The organism is Parabacteroides sp. TM07-1AC (assembly GCF_003480915.1).
GTDB lineage: Bacteria > Bacteroidota > Bacteroidia > Bacteroidales > Tannerellaceae > Parabacteroides > Parabacteroides chongii.
In genome coordinates, this window is the sequence record NZ_QUKD01000008.1 from 64,768 (window position 1) to 84,380 (window position 19,613).

The window sequence follows — 19,613 nt, forward strand, 5'->3', positions numbered from 1 at the left end:
ATCATTTCCCAATTATGTTCTATCTTTGTAACAACGATATGGGAAAATACTGGCAAATTCTTAAACGATATAAAGTGGGATTGTTGATCAGCCCGCTTCTTGTACTGATCACTGTGCTGTGCGAAACGGTTCAGCCGATGTTCATGGCTGAAATCATTGACAACGGGGTCATGCCGCGTGACCTGTCGGTTATTACCCGGATCGGGACCTATATGGTGTTGGTATCTGTCGGGGGATTATTAGTCAGTATTGTGAATACTTACATTTCCTCCCGCATCGGAATCGGCTTCGGTACAGATCTACGGGGAACACTCTTCAATAAAATACAACAACTATCCTTTTTCGATATCGACAAATTCAGTTCAGCTTCGCTTGTCACAAGGCTTACTAGCGATATATCCCGCATACAGCAGATCGTTCTGATGTCGATGAGACTTCTATTACGCTCTCCACTGATGCTCATCATGGCCGTTTTCTTTGTCGTCAGTATCAATAAACAACTGGCATTGGTTCTGATAGCTGCTATCCCGATCCTCGGAGGAAGTGTCTACCTGATCCTGAGTAAAGGATTTCCTTATTTCCTGAAAGTCCAGCAGAAAGTAGACCAACTGAATGGCGTGGTCAGGGAAAACCTCATCAATATCCGTGTCGTCAAATCTTTTGTCAGAGAAGATTTTGAGACGGATAAATTCGTCAAAAGCAGCGAAGAACTGCGCGATATGGTGATCCGTGCGTCCAACATCGTCGTTTCCATCTTTCCGGTCATGCAGTTAGTCATGAATTTATCCATACTGTTCATCCTTTGGCTGGGTGGGCAAAAGGTGATGGACGGCGAACTGAAGGTGGGCGAACTAATCTCATTCGTCAATTACGTTTTCCAGGTACTGATGTCATTGATGATGCTCTCAATGGTCATTATGTCGTACTCCCGCGCTTCCGCTTCCTCTAAACGGATCATGGAAGTGCTCGATACGGAACCCTCCCTGACAAACACCCGGGAAGGGCTTCAAAACAAACACCGGGTAAAGAAAGGAGAAGTGACATTTAATGATGTCAGTTTCCGTTACATCGGTGGAGAAAATGACATTCTACAGCATATCAGCTTCCGGGCCAAACCCGGCGAAACGATTGCGCTGGTCGGTGCTACCGGCTCTGCTAAAAGTTCCCTGGTACAACTGATACCACGGTTATACGATGTTACCGCCGGAGAAATCCGGATCGACAATATCCCGATAAAAGACTATAACCTGGATGAACTTCACCAGGGGATCGGTATGGTCCTTCAAAAGAACGAGCTATTCACCGGAACGATCGTCGAGAACCTCAAATGGGGAAAGCCCGACGCATCGATGGAAGAGATAGAAGAAGCCACCCGCGCCGCCGAAGCACACGATTTTATCCAGTCCTTCACGGATGGTTACAATACGTTACTGGGACGCGGAGGAATCAATCTTTCCGGCGGACAGAAACAGCGTATCTGCATCGCCCGTGCGTTGCTCCGTAAACCTAAGATACTGATCCTGGATGACAGTACGAGTGCTGTCGATACGGAAACAGAATTGAAAATACGGAACAACCTGAATGCGTTGTTACACGACACGACTGTATTTATTATCACCCAGCGGATCAATACGATGCAATCGGCCGATCGGGTGATCGTACTCGAAGACGGTGAGATCAACGCCATAGGAACTCCGGATGAATTGATCGAAACATCTACCGTTTATCAGGAAATCTATCATTCACAACAAGTATTATTATAGGATATGGCACACGGAGATCATTTAAAAGAGAATGCAAAGCCCCGGGAAGGAAAGAAAACTTTCTTCCGGCTGATTTCGTACCTGTCCTGCGACAAGCGGCTGTTGTTCGTGATCGGCTTCCTGATCATTGTCAGTATCGTGGCTAATCTATTGGGGTCATACATGTTGCGACCGATTATCAATGATTATATCCTTCCCGGAGACTTTCACGGATTGATCAGGGTCTTAGCTATCCTTGCCGCCATTTACCTGACAGGAGTCGCCGCCGTCTATATCCAATATATCCTGCTGAATAAAATAGGTCAGCGCACCGTTACCCGTATGCGTGCCGACCTTTTCCAAAAGATGGAACATCTGCCTGTCAAATATTTCGATACACACCAGCACGGCGACTTGATGAGCCGTTACACGAATGACATAGACAAGATCAGTGATGCACTGACCGACAGCCTGTCGGATATGTTGTCGAGCGCTCTTACCCTGATCGGTATCTTCTGCCTGATGTTATATATCAGTCCGATACTTACTCTGGTAACTCTGATCACCGTTCCACTTATGTTTCTCTTTGCCAAAGGGATCGTTCAGCGAAGCCGCAAATACTTCAAAGCCCAGCAGGAATCTATCGGTACCCTGAACGGTTATATCGAAGAAATGATAAGCGGCCAGAAGGTGATCAAAGTATTCGGACACGAAAAGAAAGTACAGTCCGACTTCGATACGCTCAACGACGACTTAAAAGGCAAATCAGAGAAAGCTCAGTTCTATTCCGGTATGATGATGCCCGTCATGCAAAACCTGAACACATTGAATTATGTCTTTATCACGATTGTTGGTGCCCTACTCGCCATCTTTCGTGGTTTCGATGTCGGTGGTCTCGCAGCCTTCCTGCAATATTCCCGCCAGTTCGGACGTCCGATCAATGAATTGGCCAGCCTTTACAACAGTATCCAGGCAGCCATCGCCGGAGCCGAACGTATCTTCGAAGTGATCGACGAAGCACCGGAAACACCGAACTCCCCCGAAGCCATCGCTTTACAGCAGGTACAGGGAGATGTTTCCATGAAAGACGTTTATTTCGGATACAAACCGGAGAAAACAATCCTGAAAGGTATCTCGCTCCATGCCTCTGCCGGTTGTAAAATAGCATTAGTCGGTGCCACCGGAGCCGGAAAAACAACCATCCTGAACATGCTCCCCCGTTTCTTCGATATCCAGTCGGGCGAAATTGCCATAGACGGTCACCCGATACAACTGATCAAACGAAACAGCCTGCGCCAATCCATGGCGATCGTTTTACAAGACACTCACCTGTTCACAGGAACTGTCCGCGAAAATATCCGCTTCGGACGTCTGGACGCGACCGATGAAGAAGTTGTACAAGCAGCCAAACTGACTGCCGCCCATTCTTTCATCAAACGTCTGCCCCAGGGATACGATACCTTGCTGGAAAACGACGGTGCCAACCTTAGCCAGGGACAACGTCAGTTGCTCAATATCGCCCGTGCCGCTATTGCCGACCCTCCTATCCTATTATTGGACGAAGCAACCAGCAATATTGACACCCGTAGCGAGATACTCATTCAGAAAGGTCTCGACCAACTGATGCAGGGACGCACCAGCCTGATCATCGCCCACCGCCTCTCTACCATCAGAAACGCAGACGTGATCCTGGTACTCGAACACGGACAGATCGTAGAACGAGGAAATCATGAAGAACTTCTCCGCTTAAAAGGGAAATATTACTCGCTAAATCAGGAGCAGTTCAAATAATTTAATTGTATTTACCTATATATCATCCCTAAAAAAAGTATATCTTTGTGAGAAGATTTATTTAATAGAAAGGAGTTATATATGACAGCAGTAGAATTAAGACTTACCCTCTTACAGGAAATTGCCACTATCCTCGATGATGAAGCACTTGTCAAAAAAGCTTTAACTTCTATCCGCCGTATGAAACAAGCGGCCTCCAATGTTGACCAGGAAGACCGGGAGCCAACCAAGGAAGAGATGCTGGATAGTATAAAAAATGGATTATTAGCCATTAAAGCTCGCAAGGATGGAAAAGAGACTAAGGGTATGTTCAAAGATGTAAATGAGTTACTCAATGAAATATAGGATAGACACATATATAGAGTTTGACAAAGAATTCAAACGCTTGAGTAAAAAATACCATTCACTAAAAAGCGATCTGGCAGCACTAGTAAAAGAGCTTGAGCAAAATCCCACCCTCGGTGCCGACTTAGGAAACGGACTTCACAAAGTCCGTATGTCTATTGCCTCCAAAGGAAAAGGTAAAAGCCATGGAGCCAGAGTGATTACCCACACAGCAATTGTCAGTGTAGAAGACGGAGTAATCACTTTACTCTATATTTACGATAAAGCCGATCAGGATACTATATCAGATAAAGAATTAATAGATCTTATGAAGCGTTTTTTGTTATGACAAGACGAAGACTATCCATTCAACGAATAAGACAGTCTCCATCAAGTATTTATTTAGAAATAAAAAGGTTTATCAGTAAACGAGCAACCTCAAACCCTCCGATAAACATCCTCAAACGGCAGCCTGCATCGTTCTCCCCAGATTCCTTTATTTCCGTCTCGTATTCCGCAGGGAATAGCCATATTTATTTCAGCCCCGTGAGGTAACTTCAGTGCCTTTTTCAGCCGCCGGCTGTCCAGCCCTTCTAAAGGACAAGTATCATACCCTTCGTTTGCCATCGCAATCATAAACGTCTGGGCGGCAAGTGCACACGATTTATGGGCAACCACACGCACATCATTCTCGGATACTTCGAGCATCATCGGACGAAAGAGACTGATGGTATTAGCCAGCAGTTTCCTAAACAACCCCAAAAGCCCGAAGAACCGGGCATAAACAAACGGCATCAATTTCCCGTAGTATAATTCCCGGTCTTTGATACGTTTATCCTGACGTCCTTTCGGACTGTTTCGACGAATATTCTCCCGTTCGAAATCGAGAACGAATCGGGCATGTTTCTTGTACAAGTCTCGCCGTACAACGAAAACAACGATTTGCGAAGCAGTCGAAGCCGCTTTCTGATCGAGACAAGCTCTTGAAACTTCCGCCAACAATTCAGGCTCCGTAATATGGTAAAACTCCCACAACTGCATATTCGAACTGTTGGGAGCCAATGTTGCCAGTTCCAAACAATGCTTCACCCTTTCCGGATCTATCGGTTTTTCTTTATCATATGCCCGTACCGAACGGCGGTAATCGAGGACTTCTTCTAAATTCATAATGCTGATTTATTTAATTAAAACACTTTTCTATATCACTACAAAATTAAAACATTCCCGCAATATGTTTGTTTACCAGTACAACATCTCCATCCTTTACTTTATGTTTCTTTAGCGAATAACCCTCAGGACTGAATATCGCTTTTGCCTCTATCAGCCGATTTAACTGATTTGCAGACAACCCTAAACAAGTTCGAATGACAGAAGACAACTTTAATCCAAACTCAAAACGGGTTTGAATCTTGAATGTTACAAACTCATCATCCGCATTCAAGATATCATTTATCGAAATATCGTCATGCAATATCTCATATTCAACACTGCTATAATCTAACTCAACACTATTTTTTCGCCCTGTTTCAGAAGAAAAAGCATACTCCCACGCAAGTTCTTCATCGTTTTCCGAAAACTTACGAAATAACTCTTTCTTTATCTGTTCAGGTTTTGTGCGTGACAAAATCGTTAGGTTATATGTACTATCACATTCTACGCATCTATAAATCAACCAGACATCGATATTCCTTTTTTGCGCATTCATTCTGAATTTGTTACTACAATAAAACCGGTCGCAATTACAATGATTACATTTTCTTTTTAAGGCAGGAGTATTTTTAGGCTTTATCTCCCATATATATTCAGTTTCCATTCTTTATACTGTGCTTGATATTCTTTGAAATATTTGATTATGATCCACAGCATTACAGTTATAGCAAACTCAGAAGTCGCCATAAACAACCACATCAAAGACCTATGCCCTTAAAGTTCAACGCTGCGAATAAAAAAATTAAATAAGAAACCTGTTCAAGTAGGACTACTCGAACGAAAGAATTATCAGCCTGCGGTTTATAAGGCTAATATTAAGCCAGTATAAATTTAAGAATTGCTCCCAAAACGTGAATATTTATAATTTCGGAGCAAAGATAATGATTTATTGCTTATTTCATCCATATCACTCCATTTCTATATTAGCCTTTATATTCTCCGCACATTATGCGGTAAATACAGATATTAATACCCGCAAAACTCCACAATCGTCATCTTCCCCACCAACACCAATGCCTCTTCATAGGCAATCTCCCCTTTGCCAAGATGTCCGGCAAGTGTACCGATCTTGCCACAAATCTGGAAGCAGATCAGGACGGACATTGCGATATGGTTTACAGAGGTTTGTGCTGTGCGTTCGACAATTTCGGTTAGGTGGAGCATTCGAATAAACAAAACAGGGTAACGGAGAGGACAACGGAGGCAGGACATGACGGTTCTTTGTTGGATGAAGTCGACGTATGACTGGCGGTCGTGGATGATTACTTCCCGGATGAATTTCTGGTGCTTTTTGGGTAAGGTGGACCAGACGGTGAAAGCTATTTTGTAGATTTTTTCAAGGAAATGGTTACGACCTTCTTTCGACATTTTGTCGAGGCTTCGGTTAAAGACCTTTGCGTCCGGCACTTTTCCGTTGGGGAATAGTGCTTCTAATTTGTTTTGCTTCTTCATGATATTATGATAGGCGTTGAATAATTAATTGAGGGAAAGTCAAAAACAGACATTTAGGGACACAGAATAAAACCCATTATATGAAGATATCTGTGCCCCTATATTATCTATTTACTGGGGTTCAACTCTTCGAGTAAAAACTTTCCGGGTTTGAACTTGACACTTGTACGTGCCGGTATCATACATCCTTTGCCTGTTCGAGGATTTCGCCCCTCCCGTTCTTTTTGTTTCCAGGGAGTAAAAGCGCCAAAGCCTTGTAACATCACGGAAGTATCCTGTTTTATAACCTCTGTCAACACCTCCTGAAAGATATTGAGAAATTGTCGCGACTGGCATTGCGTAATTTGCATTTTCTCGGCCAGTTCATTTACTAAATCTGCTTTGTTCATAATTTTATTGTCTTTAATCATTATATTCACGTGAGAGCATAAAAAAAGCCCTCAATATCTCTATTGTTCGAGACATTGAGGGTTTAAAGAAAAATATTCTTACAAAATAAATGTATTACAGCTTCGCTATTTCTTCGGAAGTCAAACCGGTCGCCTGCGAGATAAGCCGAATATCCAAACCTAACTTCTTCATATTGGCTGCAATTCCATAACGTTCTTCCATACGACCTTCCAGCTTGGCTCCGTCCAACGCATCATTCTGTATCATGATATCGCTGAGGTGTTCGTCGTAGGCGCGGCGTTCCTCATCGCTCATATTGTGATAGAGCAGCTTTTCGCGAGCCTCCTTCAAACCGGGAGCGGTGGTATCGGCACGAATCGTTCCGTCTTTCAGATATTCTATCCATTCCTCCAACGGAGTGACGGCTACCTGGTTGAACTCGTTCACACGAATCAGAAAGTACTCCGGAAAAATCTCCGCAGGTAGTTTATGCACCAGGACATCTTTCTCCTTTACGCTCACCTCCAGACGATCCCCGGTATGTACGCCGGTGAAGATATTTTGACCGTGATACAGATAATCGTTTCCCTTGCCGATATCGAAGTAAAGAATATTTACGGAGTAGATTTTCTTCACCTCGTAATAACTTTCACCCAAAGAGATATGCTCGGTAATGGCTTTCGCCACCCCATAGAGGATACGTTCCAGGAAAGTCAGTTCACGAGTGTTCTGTACTTCCACGATGATGATCTCCCCTTTACTGTTTTTAGCCTTGATATCTACCCGGTTGAATTTGTCGTCAAAGGTTTGCTGGTTGCCTTCGCTTTCCAGCAGTTCGATGATCTCCACCTTTTCATCCAACAAGACCGTCAGTAATCCTTCCAGCACCCCGAAATTGGCTTTTTGCCGCAGAAGCCTCTTTATGGCCCAATCAAATCGGATATAATTATCTTTCATAAGGCGATACGATTTATACATTATATATATACATGCAAATGTAATCAATTCAAGGCAATATAGCCTGTAACCGCCATATTATTTTTCTTCAAACCCTCAATATGTCAAAGATCGTTGTCTTGAAGGCTGTAAGCCTGATCTCAAATTAGCCCTGGATTTTAACCCTGGGTAATGATAATCACATTCCTCCCTCTCTAGCCCTGTAAGGGCGTCACAAGGATATATATTCCTGTGACGTCCCTACAGGACTTGAAAAATAAACTTAACTTACTTATACCCAAGATTAAAACCTTGGACTAATTTATCCTGCCCTTACAGGGCTATTAGGCGCTAAATCTATATTGGAATCAATATAAATAGCCTCAATTATTTCTATATTCGAGCGCAAAGCCTACCTGTTACCTGAAAGTGGTTTGGTAAATGGGGTTGATCGCTCTTTACCGATGGACCATTCTAGTACTCTCTGTCATAAGAGTATTCTAACGCCCTCCAAACCTCAGATCGCAGACCATCATCATTTATTGAATTGACTGGACATTACGGACACAGCGAACGCTTTTGATATTTGCATCATTGTCATAACCAAGAGAGCCACCAGGGAGAGTTACTATATTGTGTACGTTCGAACTTCTTAAGGTTCCACTCCAATACCAAGCGCTAGCGAATGCTGTGAAGCCTATTATTTTGTTCAAATCTCCAGAGGCTTTAGCCATGGAAAGCATCTCCGAAGATGTAGGTAAACGCCAATCACTATAGCCTTCCGTATTCAATTCGTCACAATACTGGTTTACTTCATCCCATTTACCATATAATAAAGGATCTGATTTCTGAATCTGAATATTTCCAAGAATAGCAGGTATCACAGCATCCGAAGTTTCTTGGGTGACATCTATATTTGTTATACGTGCAGGGTTTGCCCCCGTTACAGATACGTTAAACGTTCCTACACGCTTACCACCACTATTTGTAGAAGCGGTAAAAGTTAATATAGCGTCACCACTTCCACTGACAGGATCTACCTTTATTTCATTATCTGTTTCGGGATTTATAGTCCACGGCAAACCTTCAGTTGCTATAATCGAACCATTAACACTACCACCTGCTTTTCCGATCTGTGTAGTCGGAGCGATAACATTAAAAGAAGAAGCTTCTTGTGCAACCATAACATTTGTTGTCATTTCTCCAGCTGTCACTGATATATTTCCGGATTTCTCCGTTTCATCCAAATTTACGCCATTTGTTTTATAATCAAAAGTCTGCTCATTTCCATCCGTAGTGCCTGATATTGTACCTGTAAGGGTTAACCAATCAGGCTTGGTTATGGATAAAGGAAGTCCCTTGGTTGCCTGAAACGTGAGTGTACCCTTGTCGTCAGCTGTTGCCGCCAAGATGGTTTTATCACCGGAAGCTGTCAGCGATGAAGCCTTTTGGTTTATCACTATCACGCCTGTCGGACCACCCGTTTCGTTACCTGCCCGGACAGTGATCTCACCGCTTCGCAGGGAGGCCGTCGGATTTACTGTTGCCGCAAAGGTGATATCCTGCGCACTTCCGGTCGTTGGGCTACCCGAAGTCGAACATGTCAGGGTGAGCCAATCCCCTCGCGTTACTTTCGCTGCCCATGCCAAACCGGGCGTTGCGGTAAAGGAAGATGACTGATTACTGGCTGCTACCGGTTCAAGCTCTACTGTCGAGCCTTCAACCGTTGAACCTGCCTGTTTGACTATTATTTCCCCTTTCAGGCCCGGATAAGTCGGATCACTAAACGATGCACCTGCCGCAACCATAATCTTTCCCGTACGTTCCTGTGCCAGCGGATTGGAAGACAATGATTTTACTTTTAACGGAGACTCAGCCCCGTCGGATTCATCTCCCGAGCTGACCGGATTACTATCCGACCAACCCCACCAGTCTTCACAGCTCATTACTGCCTGCCACGGCAAACCTTTGGTTACTTTACATGTGGAACTACCCTCCGAACCGGATGCCGCACCCAAAGAAATATCGTTTCCTTTGGTCAGGGTCGAACCCTCCTGCGTAATGGTTATTGTCTGAGGATCGTTGTTTACATTCACAGAAAAGGATACGCTTCTCTCTTCTGCTTTCGGATTGCTCGATACAGCCTGAAAAGAGACTTTCGCCGGACCTTGGTGAGAAACCGTAACACCCGTACCTGCTTCCTTACCCTCTATCATAGCCGACAACCATTCCTCCAGGTCGAACGACCATGCCTGACCCGGACGGGCAGTGATCTGTACCTCCTTCGTGCTTCCTTTTTCAGCAGGCATATTTCCTTCCGTTACTTCAATAGGCGGTATCTTACCTACCGTGATACGTTCGTCGGATACATCTATCCCTACCAACGTCACATTCATCGTATAATGCGAATTACGCACAATATCGTAATTGTTTTCATTGCTACCCGGATAAAAGCAGAAAGTGACGTTCTCGTAAGTCACCTCTCCCTGCACAGCAGTCCCGGTCAGTTCAATAAAAGTAGCATGGGTTACCCCCTTGCCTGTTTTCTTCTTTTCCAAATCCACCGCATACTCAGTCTTTACCGTACCCGCCATATTCTCCGGCAAATACCAGTACATCGTGGCTCCGTTCTTATCGGCAGTACCAGCATAACTCGTATATGTCATATCAGCCAACTGGCTTTCCGGGGCATCGACCTGCGATTTCTGAGGGACGGATTTCAAGCTGACAGAAGTAGGAGTAAAAGAAAAACCATTTCCACCTATCGCATAGGTAAACGAGATTTTTGCCAGCAGGCGCGTCAATTCAACCGTAATGTTTTTCTCACCTTCTTCCTGTACTACCCCTTCCCACATACCTGTCATTCCACACAGGTTATTTTCCGGCCAGCCGTTTTCCGTCGAAGCATACGACAGGACATGTTCCTTCAATTTCTTTTCATTCCCGATCTCTCCCAGGTCGCCGGCATTCGCAATGAACCAGACATGGCTTTGTGCTCCTTCCCGGCTTTGTTTCAATTTTATATTCACCGTATTATCGGTCAAGGAAGCGAAATATTTATTAAATAGAAGCGTCCCGGTCGAAGCATCATACTGTCCTACCCAAAGCCCGGAAATCTTACTTTCCTGCACTTCGTCCACCGATGGGGCGCGGGTGCCGATACGTTCCCTGTCGCCGACGACCAGTGAATCGGTATCTACTGTTCCTTCCGGAGTAAACATTATACTTCGTGTTACCGGCGCACGGTTCGCCAGGACATTCAAATGAAAACCCACATCCACATCCTTTAATAAATGCGGCGATATGCCGCCATTCTCCACATCGGCCTGTGTGCAGCTGCCGACAAAAAGCAAAAACAACCAGGCAGACATACAAATCCAATATTTATATCTTATTCCATTCATTTGTTCCCTTGTCTCTCTTCTTTGTTCCATATCTCATTCTTCTTATTGTCGTACCGGCACATTTTCCCATCGGCATATTATGCACCTCCTCCAGCTTCCCCGTTTCCGCTCCATATGATCTCTTTCCACCGGGCAACCGTCAATTCCGTCCCGACTCCTTGGTTGATATCCGGATCGGGATAAGGCTGGTCGGGCGCCCCAACATGTGCATCGGTAAAAGGAACTGTATTCCATGCCAGTACACGCATCTGCAAACGGCTTTCATTATTCTTTACCTCCAATGTAAAAACATACCTTTGCCCTTCGTCGAAAGAAATGCTTTTTTCGACAATCGCTTTCAGGGTCGCCGTTTTCTCATCCCGCTGCACATCGATCTCCACCTCGAAAGGCTCCGCCGTTTTGGGCAGAAGCACTCCTTTCGTCTTGTTCAGTCCGCTATGGTCCGGATCAGCTCCCTCTTCCACCGGTTCAAACTCACCTGTTTCAAATACGACCTCCCCCGTTTCACCGGCAACGCCGCCCGTAGCCGGAATGCCCGTATCCTCGCCGGCTATAAGAACGGCACCGGATGAGGATATTTTACTTATTTTCAAACGGGTGGCATACAGTCGGCTGAACGGAAGCACGTTTTCTTTCGATGGAGCGACATTGAAGACCACCAGGGCACATTTACGGCGGAAAGTGCCCAACCTTACCTGCCGTGAACTTTCCGAAACCGTTACGCTGCGGGCAGACGAGGTCATCACATCTTCTTTGTGGGGAATATCCGTTATCTGATAAGAACCGCCGTTGCCTTTCTGCAACGACCGCGCCGGGGAAACGGCATAAAAGTCGTATATACCGCTACGGACAACCGTCTTTTCCGTTTCTCCGGCAATCTTTTTCCCAGCATCATCCACCAGGCACGGCGACAGGCTCCCATCGGCCAGCACTTCATACGTGGATTCAAAGGTGGCAGCCGTTGTAGAAAAAGCTGCCGGTGTGGTCTGCTCTCCCACATTTCCCTGCAAATAGCCGCAGACGCGTATGGTAGCTCCTTCCGGCAACGGTGTAGGCTCCGGCATAACAGCTTCATCCGATCGCGTCAGGATCACCGGGATACCCAGGTCGGGCTTCCCGAAACTGATCGCCACCAGCTGCGCCTTTTCCAGCATCTCTTCCACAGAACCGGAAGTACAACCAGTGAGCAGTCCCACCAATAGACATATCAAATATCGTTTCATACCGTACTGTTTTTATTCCACCGGAATATCATGCGCTCCGCCATCATTCCAACCGGCAACCCGGATATCCGCCAGTTCGATTCCCTGAGGTTGCAGGCGGATATTGTAGATATAATTGTATCCCTTTTCCCAGTTCACCGTAAATGTTCCGGGAACATTCCCGTTTCCTTCTGCCGGTTTCATATTGAACGTACGCCCATCTTCGAGTGTGAGTACCAGTGTGACACCCACATCCGTCACCGGAATAACCAGGCCGAATGCCTGTACCGCAACTTTGGATGCATCGGTCACGCCGGACCCCACTTCACGCAGATCGCCGTCCGCTATAAACGCCAGTTCACCGACATCTGTCATGGTTCCCTCCAGAGCGCCTGTCGAAAGGTTGAGTTTGGCAGAAGTGGATTTTTTCAGCCCCGCATCACTTTTCAACGTTACCCTGGCTATCCGGCAACCGGAAAATGCCGTTCCTCCTTCTGCTTCCGATACACGAAAACTCACCTTTGCCAGCGCATGCTCCATCAAAAGCGACACCTCCGGGTACCAGCGGTCTACCTGGTCCGCCGCCGTACAGTAGAGGTAATCGTCCTGGTCGGTTTCCCATTGCACATCGGCCGCGGCATCCACCGGGGTACCGCCGTCATTGAAGGAAAACTTCTGCTTATCCAACACCTTAATACCGCTTATCGACGGCACTTTCGGAGTTCCCGAAAGCGACACGCTTTTCCCGGACGGGGCATAGGCATAAACAGTCCCTTTTTCCGTATACAGGCAGAGCGGCTCTTCTCCTTCCGCCAACTCCCAGGCGGGCGGCACGGCTGTAGCATTGTAGGTGAACAGCTGACTTTTGACACTGCTTGCGTAGAAACTGACTGTACCGCTGCCGTTCCGTTTGGTGACGCATACACCGACAGAGGTAAGCGGGTTCGGATTTTTCTCTTCCGCACCCGGACCCCCCGTAACGATGCTTCGCGATTCCACCTCCATCCACATGCCCAGACTTTTCACACTCAGAGGTACACTCTCTTCCGGCTGTTTCCCTCCGTCGGGATGCATTACCTCCGCCTCCGTACAGGCTGTACATAGGTAAAGGAAGAAGACAGCCGAAAGTATATATAGGAACCGTTTCATGGGCTTTGTTTTTAATGGTTTTTATAGCGGAATATCCGGCTGGTCGTCATCCTGCCACTCCTGAACGGTTACATCCATCAGCGTCAGTTTGTTACGACCGGCAGAGAAGGTGTACACGCAGTTCGTTCCGGCAGTCCAATCATATCCGGGCAATGTCACTGTATAATCGACTGTCGGCTTGCTCTGCTCCTGAAGTGTGATTACCACATCGATCTGATTATCACCGAAAGTAACAGGATACACAAGGCAGCTGACCGACCGCGAAACAATCTGCCCCGTCACCTGGGAACCGCTTGCTATAAAAGCGTTTTCGCCCTGAGAACCTCCTTCATCGATCTGTCTCATCAGCGTATAGTTGGAAATCGTACGCGTCACGGAGCCGGTTGTTGTATTTTCCGTTATCGCTCCATTCGAAAGGGCCATTTTTCCGTCTCCGGTCTTTAAAACGTTGCTTACCGCATGGTTCTGTATCACGAACTTATTAAATGTCACTGCATTATCACTCAAATGACCGCCATCGTATACACGGAAAGAAACCATTGCCAAGCCGTGGTTCATATCCAGGTTGATCAGGTAGCCGGGGTTCTTTGTATCGTTATTCGTCGGTCCGCCCTCAGGGTCGAAAGGAGGTTGACCTTTCGCACGGCCGTTGTTCACATAACGTCCTTCCGATGCGAAAAAATACAGGTAGTCTTTTTCCGTTGTCTCGGACAGCTTGACATCGTTAACCGTTAATCGCGAAGTCCAAGATCCACTTCCATCTGCACCTGTACTCTTCCAGTATTTTTTCGCATTGTTCGTAGAGGCATCTATACTACCGGTAGCAAGAACCTTTACAGGGATTTTCAAATCAGATTCGTTACCTATAGAGGTAAAAGAATTTGTCTTATCATAAGGATAATAAGCATACACTTTACCGATTGTCTCCGTCAGGTAATAAGGGGCTTCTTTCGTTTCCAAAAAAGTACTGCCCTTTTCTGTGATCGAAATCCAGCCTTTTCCCTTTTCGTCTCCCATATACCAGACATGATGGATATCAGCACCGTCGGGTACATACCAGCCGGTTGCATCGCTGTTGGTCACCACGACTCCCAGGCCGGGGGCAGCAGTGCTATACAGGGCTTTGTCATACGTGATCGCATCACCGTTTACCATCGATTTCGTTGCCGCTTTGGTTCCGGCTTCCACTTTCAGGTTAGGGGTGATACCCAAAGATACCTGACCACCACTACCCGGTTCGGGGTCGATTTCTGTTTCTGTTTCCGAACAGCTTGTCGCTGCCAGAAGGGCTATCGATATAGCCCACATTGTCTTAGTTGTTTTCATTTTCGTTTGTTTTAAAGTATTCATTGCATATTATTTAATCGCTTTATATCGGCATATCATTTTGTTCACGGTCTGTCCAGCCTTCTACACTGACGGAGGTAGTCTGTATCTGACTTTTATCTGTAAAGAAGAGGGTTACAACATGGCTTTTGCCTGTCTGAAAGCCACCTTCGATATGGAAGGAGACTTCCGAAACTGTTTCTGATTCGGTTCCCCTGCCGTCTTTCGTCGTTGTTATCCGAAGGTGCAACGGGTGTTCCGCTGTTCCGTCCACCGGAGAAACCGGGAGCAGGAGATATCCTTGCGGTTCGGGAAGGTCTTCGCCGGATGTCACATCCGGGACCAGTAAGTTTGTTATATCCTGCACCGGGATATTTTTTATTCCATCATTCGACGATATATCGTTTAAACAGGGAGTTTCCTGCCCCAAATCCAGTCTCTGACGCGTATGTACGTCTAGCGCTTCGATCGTTTTTATTGTTCCCCAACCATCAGCACGGTCACTGTAACAAACCAAACGGACCTGTGTCAGTAAATGACGGAACGTACAGGTTTGTACCGGAACATATCCACTAGCCGTCAGGATTCCCGTTGACATAATATCCGTCGTTCCGTCAACAGTAAAGGCGACTTTGCCCGTTCCTGCAACAGCTTCCGACTCACCCTTTGCCGGATAATAGCCGTGCAGGCGGATACGGCGACCGTCCTCCGGGTATGACTGGGACTGGGCAAACACGATCGGACGGTTTCCCTTCCCGCCTCTTCGTACTGCTTCATATATACCCCATGTGCCATAACCTTCTCCTGGGACGGTCGTTTCATCCTGCCGGGCAAAGCAAACCTTTAAATCCTGTTCATAGCCGGAACCGATCACTCCGCGCGTTGACTCTCCGATCGCACCTTCCAGGCACACCGCGGTTTCCGGGACTGGCTCCGGAGTAGGATTGCTGTCTGAACAGGCGGCGAAGCCCGGAAGGATCGTGATGGAGATTGATATTGTGACTATGAAGTTGTTCATAACTTTGATGGTTGTCTTGTTTTTTTAATTTACACACCCCCTGCCCCCTCTCGAAGAGGGGAAAGGTTACTCTTTGGGGGTAATGATAGTACTGCCGTTATTACCCGGTTGCCACTCAGCAATGCCGGTTTCTACTGCTATTTTGCCGTCTTCTGTAAAGGTGAGCGTGATGAGGTGCGAATAACCGGCTTTCACGCCTTCGCTGATATTGGAGACGGCGACGTTCAGTGTTTTAGCATTTCCGTCATAAGTTCCTTTAACCTCCAAACTGATTGGTAAATCCTCCGTTCCCCAATTGACCGTCGGGTAAAGCAACAGATAGCCGGTCGATGGGTTTTCGGCATCGGGAAGCGAAACTTCAGACGGATAGTTTTTAACAGTCAGCGTTTGGTTGGCTTCACCCGTTGCAGTCAGTTGAGCACCCTTGCTTTTATCGAGCGATAGCTTCAAAGCAGTATAGGTGTTTTTCACTTTGATGGAAGTAACCGACGTCCATTTTGCGATCGCTCCGGCAGAACCCGTACATTTGAACTGCAATTGGGTAAGCAGATGGTTGAAGGTGAAAGTCTCGAACTTATCCACCAGTGAACCGGTCTGCACTCCTGTTGCCATTATATCCTCCTCACCCGTGATAGTGTAAGTCACACTGACCGGGTTAGTCGTTCCGTCATCCAACAACTCACGGGGATAATAGCCGATCAGGGCTGTTGTTTTGTTCTCCGGCAGATAGCTTTGCTCCGGATCGAAGGTGAGGACCGTAGTGCCTACACCGCCCGTACGGACCGCTTTGATAGCCGGGCTGTTCCATCCGGCAGCCGTTTCCGGGTTATCCATGCGGGCAAATGCAACATCCAGATTACTTGCATAACCGCCGGCTATCACCGCGCGGGTTGTCTCCGCTATTCCGGCATTCACCCGGATTTCCTCACTCCGACCGAATAACGGTTCTTCCACGCTGCTGCAACTATTCAGAAAAGAGATAAGCAGTAACCCCGTTATTGAAAGTGAAATTAAAAATGTTTTTGATCTCATATTGTACTAATGTTTATTGGTTGTTAGCTCTTTTCTTGTCAGGGAACAATCGTACCAGAACCCCCATTCCCTTTTTTCCAGTCCGTCAGCGTAATCGTTAAACCGCTTATTTCATCATAGCGGACAACCAGATCCAGTATCACATGTGTCGTGACAGTTGCGGTGAACGCATCCCTCACCTCTTCCGTTATATCCGTAGATGAAGTGATTTCCTTCCCGTCCGCCAGTGTCATTGTAAGGCTCAAGTCGACGGGTTCTTCGCCTTCCTCTTTCTCACCCGGAGATAAACCGAACAGGCTTAGTGAAGAAGCATACACACCCGGACTGACCTCTTCCGGCTCGAACGTCATAAAAGCAGGCGTATCGAACAGCGGCTTGCCGGAAGGGATATGAACCCGTGACGAAACACCGGTCAACCTTCCCGACAATACCGCTGCAGCGACATCCCCCTTATCCCCTCCTGTGACCTTTATATTCATTTCCAATGTACGGACAAGGTTTGCCGGGGTCAATTCCTTTGCTACCGTTTCACCCCCGACTACCTCGATCTGCTCCAGACCCGCACCGTACAAGCTACCCGGACAGGCGATCTGTACGGAGCTGGATTTTAACGAAGAAAGTTGTTGCGCCCTTCCGCAGGCTTCCTCATACCCCTTCTCCATTTCAAGCGTGACACCCGTACAACCGGTGTTACAGACGGCTACCCGGTAACGCCCCAAAGGCAACGTACCCTCATATCCCGAAACGTCCCCCGTACGCATGAGCGGACTTTCCGAATCTTCCGGGTAGAAGTACCAGGTCATATTATCCGGGCAACCACTATTTGGCTTGCGAAGCAGCAGACGTACTTTTCCGTTCTTCTCCCAATCCTCATCAGGACTGTGATAGGCACAAGATGAAATCACCATAATCCATACGGTACTGGTCACCCAAATGACTGCCTGCATCATCCTATATCCTTTATATCTTATGCCTTTCTTATTTTTATATCTTTCCATATCCTCACCTCCTTTTATCTGATTTGAAAACGATAGGATAAACTGACCTTTAAACCGACCATAAAACCTGTCGAAGCAAAACACGTTTCCAGATAATTACGGTTATCAAGCGGATCATAACGGTATTTCTTCCCACTGAAAACTGAGCGGTAACCGGCACGGATACGCATATCTACTCCAAAGCCACCGACCGGAGAGAAGCGATAACCCATCGACAAACCTGCCGACCAGAAACAACCTGTCCGTCCGTAAAGCATATCTTCCGACAGGTCGATCGCGCTTCCACGTACATCGAAATCTCCGTACTCAGCAAACAAGCCGGTATTCAAGCCGGTAAATTTTCCTAAAGAGGATAGCCAGACGCTGGGTTCGAGGGAGATTTCGGACACAGCCCAACAGTCACGCGTCTTGTCTTTATAGGCAAAGTCGGAATACATGCCCGACAAGGCTACCGACCAACGACCGGCGAAACTGCACTCCACTTCCAGGTTCGGCATAAATGTACCCGTTTCTATTTTCGTTTCACCGGTTCCTAAACGAATCGACGGGGCTACGCCACACCAGGGAAGAAGGTTTGTTTTCACGGCCAGATATACAGGGCTTTGTTTCATCGGAGTTTCTTCCGTCCTTACAGATTCGGTTGGTTGTCTTTTCCGGTCTTTCTCCGTCTGTTCTTTATTATCTGCTTGCAATCCGGTTTTCTCGGAAACAACTGTTTTCCCGGTTGTCTCTTTATACTTTGTCACCTTCCGTACTGTTTCCCTGGTTGTTACGGTGGTGGCTAAAGCAATGTCCGGCTCTTCTATCCGTTTACAATGGCGTACCGTATCCATTACGGAAGCCAGACGGTAATCTTCCAGTTCCGTGCGGTCAAAAAGAGGATCGTCGATACGATACACTTCACGGTCGTAACCTCCTGTCTCACCACGACGGTACAAGTCTACATAAGGGACTGCACCATATTCACCCACGGCAGCCGCTACCGCTACCGGATAACGGCTTTCACTGTAATGAATCGAAATGTTCGCAAACCACGGAAGTGGTTTATACACCTTATAGACATGCACCTGATCACGATAGTTTCCGCTACGGTCGATATAGAAGGCTACACAATCATGGGGAATATCGAAACGGGTTTTCAGGTAGGCGCGGATACGACCCGCACGCAATGAGGCTTCGTTCACGACCTCTTTATCTTCATATTCATAGGCACTCACATGAGAAACGATCAACAAATGGCAATCGCCTTTCAGGATTTGGTCGCGGGATGCGTCGAGTAAACCGCCCATCCGTTCCAGTTGATAAGCGTTGTCTCCGTAATCGGCAAGGAACAGGTCGTTATCCTGACGGAAAGAGAATAGGAATGATTCAGCCTTGTAATAGGTCGTAGTCTGGGCATCCGCTCCTATCCCCAAAAGGAAGCAAAGCAGCAACAGGAAGATTGTTCTTACCTGTATTTTCCGGTGTGGACCTTTTATCCTATACATATTAATATATAATACCAGTTTGTTCAATATTGAACAGTAACTATGATTATCACTAACTCTCTGTAAATGTTCACCTTATTTATATAATAAGGGTAGAGGGTGGAAAAAGCCCTCCCCGAAAGTGTCTGCCTAGGGAGTTTTTAGGGTAAAATA

17 protein-coding genes are annotated in these 19,613 nt (G+C 46.6%); 4 read left to right on the plus strand and 13 right to left on the minus strand.

Annotation, left to right across the window (positions count from 1 at the left end; translation table 11 throughout):
• Positions 1-38 precede the first annotated feature (38 nt).
• The 4 genes from DXD68_RS15990 (at position 39) to DXD68_RS16005 (ending at position 4,206) form a co-directional block, all read left to right on the plus strand.
• Positions 39-1,763, plus strand: a complete 1,725-nt coding sequence (locus DXD68_RS15990) for an ABC transporter ATP-binding protein (RefSeq protein ID WP_122362705.1) — start codon at positions 39-41, stop codon at positions 1,761-1,763.
• 3 nt (positions 1,764-1,766) lie between these two features.
• Complete coding sequence (locus DXD68_RS15995) at positions 1,767-3,533, plus strand: ABC transporter ATP-binding protein (protein WP_122362532.1); 1,767 nt, start codon at positions 1,767-1,769, stop codon at positions 3,531-3,533.
• An 81-nt stretch (positions 3,534-3,614) separates the two neighbouring features.
• Positions 3,615-3,878: a hypothetical protein gene (locus tag DXD68_RS16000; protein WP_075559932.1), complete on the plus strand. Its 264-nt coding sequence runs from the start codon at positions 3,615-3,617 to the stop codon at positions 3,876-3,878.
• Positions 3,868-4,206: a type II toxin-antitoxin system RelE/ParE family toxin gene (locus tag DXD68_RS16005; protein WP_075557049.1), complete on the plus strand. Its 339-nt coding sequence runs from the start codon at positions 3,868-3,870 to the stop codon at positions 4,204-4,206. Before DXD68_RS16000 ends, DXD68_RS16005 begins: the two co-directional genes overlap by 11 nt.
• A gap of 89 nt (positions 4,207-4,295) precedes the next feature.
• Here the strand turns inward: DXD68_RS16005 and DXD68_RS16010 are convergent, their stop codons facing one another.
• The 13 genes from DXD68_RS16010 to DXD68_RS16070 form a co-directional block, all read right to left on the minus strand.
• Positions 4,296-5,024, minus strand: a complete 729-nt coding sequence (locus DXD68_RS16010) for a nitroreductase family protein (protein ID WP_122362533.1) — start codon at positions 5,022-5,024, stop codon at positions 4,296-4,298.
• A gap of 46 nt (positions 5,025-5,070) precedes the next feature.
• Positions 5,071-5,670 carry a DUF1062 domain-containing protein gene (locus DXD68_RS16015; protein ID WP_122362534.1) on the minus strand — a complete coding sequence of 200 codons (600 nt, stop codon included), beginning with the start codon at positions 5,668-5,670 and terminating at the stop codon, positions 5,071-5,073.
• 362 nt (positions 5,671-6,032) lie between these two features.
• Positions 6,033-6,518, minus strand: coding sequence for a hypothetical protein (locus DXD68_RS16020; RefSeq protein ID WP_122362535.1), 486 nt, complete (start codon positions 6,516-6,518; stop codon positions 6,033-6,035).
• A gap of 107 nt (positions 6,519-6,625) precedes the next feature.
• On the minus strand, positions 6,626-6,907 hold the full coding sequence (locus DXD68_RS16025) for an HU family DNA-binding protein (protein WP_122362706.1): 282 nt from the start codon (positions 6,905-6,907) through the stop codon (positions 6,626-6,628).
• A gap of 115 nt (positions 6,908-7,022) precedes the next feature.
• Positions 7,023-7,865 carry an Rpn family recombination-promoting nuclease/putative transposase gene (locus DXD68_RS16030; protein ID WP_122362536.1) on the minus strand — a complete coding sequence of 281 codons (843 nt, stop codon included), beginning with the start codon at positions 7,863-7,865 and terminating at the stop codon, positions 7,023-7,025.
• Positions 7,866-8,383: 518 nt separating this feature from the next.
• Complete coding sequence (locus DXD68_RS16035; protein WP_122362537.1) at positions 8,384-11,278, minus strand: BACON domain-containing protein; 2,895 nt, start codon at positions 11,276-11,278, stop codon at positions 8,384-8,386.
• Between the two features lie 47 nt (positions 11,279-11,325).
• Entirely contained in the window at positions 11,326-12,471 is a 1,146-nt protein-coding gene (locus DXD68_RS16040; protein WP_122362538.1) for a BF2992 family fimbrillin-A clan protein, read from the minus strand.
• Between the two features lie 12 nt (positions 12,472-12,483).
• Positions 12,484-13,599, minus strand: coding sequence for a fimbrillin family protein (locus DXD68_RS16045; protein WP_122362539.1), 1,116 nt, complete (start codon positions 13,597-13,599; stop codon positions 12,484-12,486).
• Positions 13,600-13,620: 21 nt separating this feature from the next.
• The gene (locus tag DXD68_RS16050) at positions 13,621-14,925 is read right to left on the minus strand and encodes a fimbrillin family protein (protein WP_122362707.1); all 1,305 of its coding nucleotides are present in this window, start codon (positions 14,923-14,925) and stop codon (positions 13,621-13,623) included.
• A 43-nt stretch (positions 14,926-14,968) separates the two neighbouring features.
• On the minus strand, positions 14,969-15,943 hold the full coding sequence (locus DXD68_RS16055; RefSeq protein ID WP_122362540.1) for a fimbrillin family protein: 975 nt from the start codon (positions 15,941-15,943) through the stop codon (positions 14,969-14,971).
• Positions 15,944-16,009: 66 nt separating this feature from the next.
• Positions 16,010-16,975, minus strand: a complete 966-nt coding sequence (locus DXD68_RS16060) for a fimbrillin family protein (protein ID WP_122362541.1) — start codon at positions 16,973-16,975, stop codon at positions 16,010-16,012.
• Positions 16,976-17,013: 38 nt separating this feature from the next.
• Positions 17,014-17,973: a DUF5119 domain-containing protein gene (locus DXD68_RS16065; protein WP_233577187.1), complete on the minus strand. Its 960-nt coding sequence runs from the start codon at positions 17,971-17,973 to the stop codon at positions 17,014-17,016.
• Between the two features lie 14 nt (positions 17,974-17,987).
• On the minus strand, positions 17,988-19,460 hold the full coding sequence (locus DXD68_RS16070; RefSeq protein ID WP_122362542.1) for a DUF3575 domain-containing protein: 1,473 nt from the start codon (positions 19,458-19,460) through the stop codon (positions 17,988-17,990).
• Positions 19,461-19,613 lie beyond the last annotated feature (153 nt).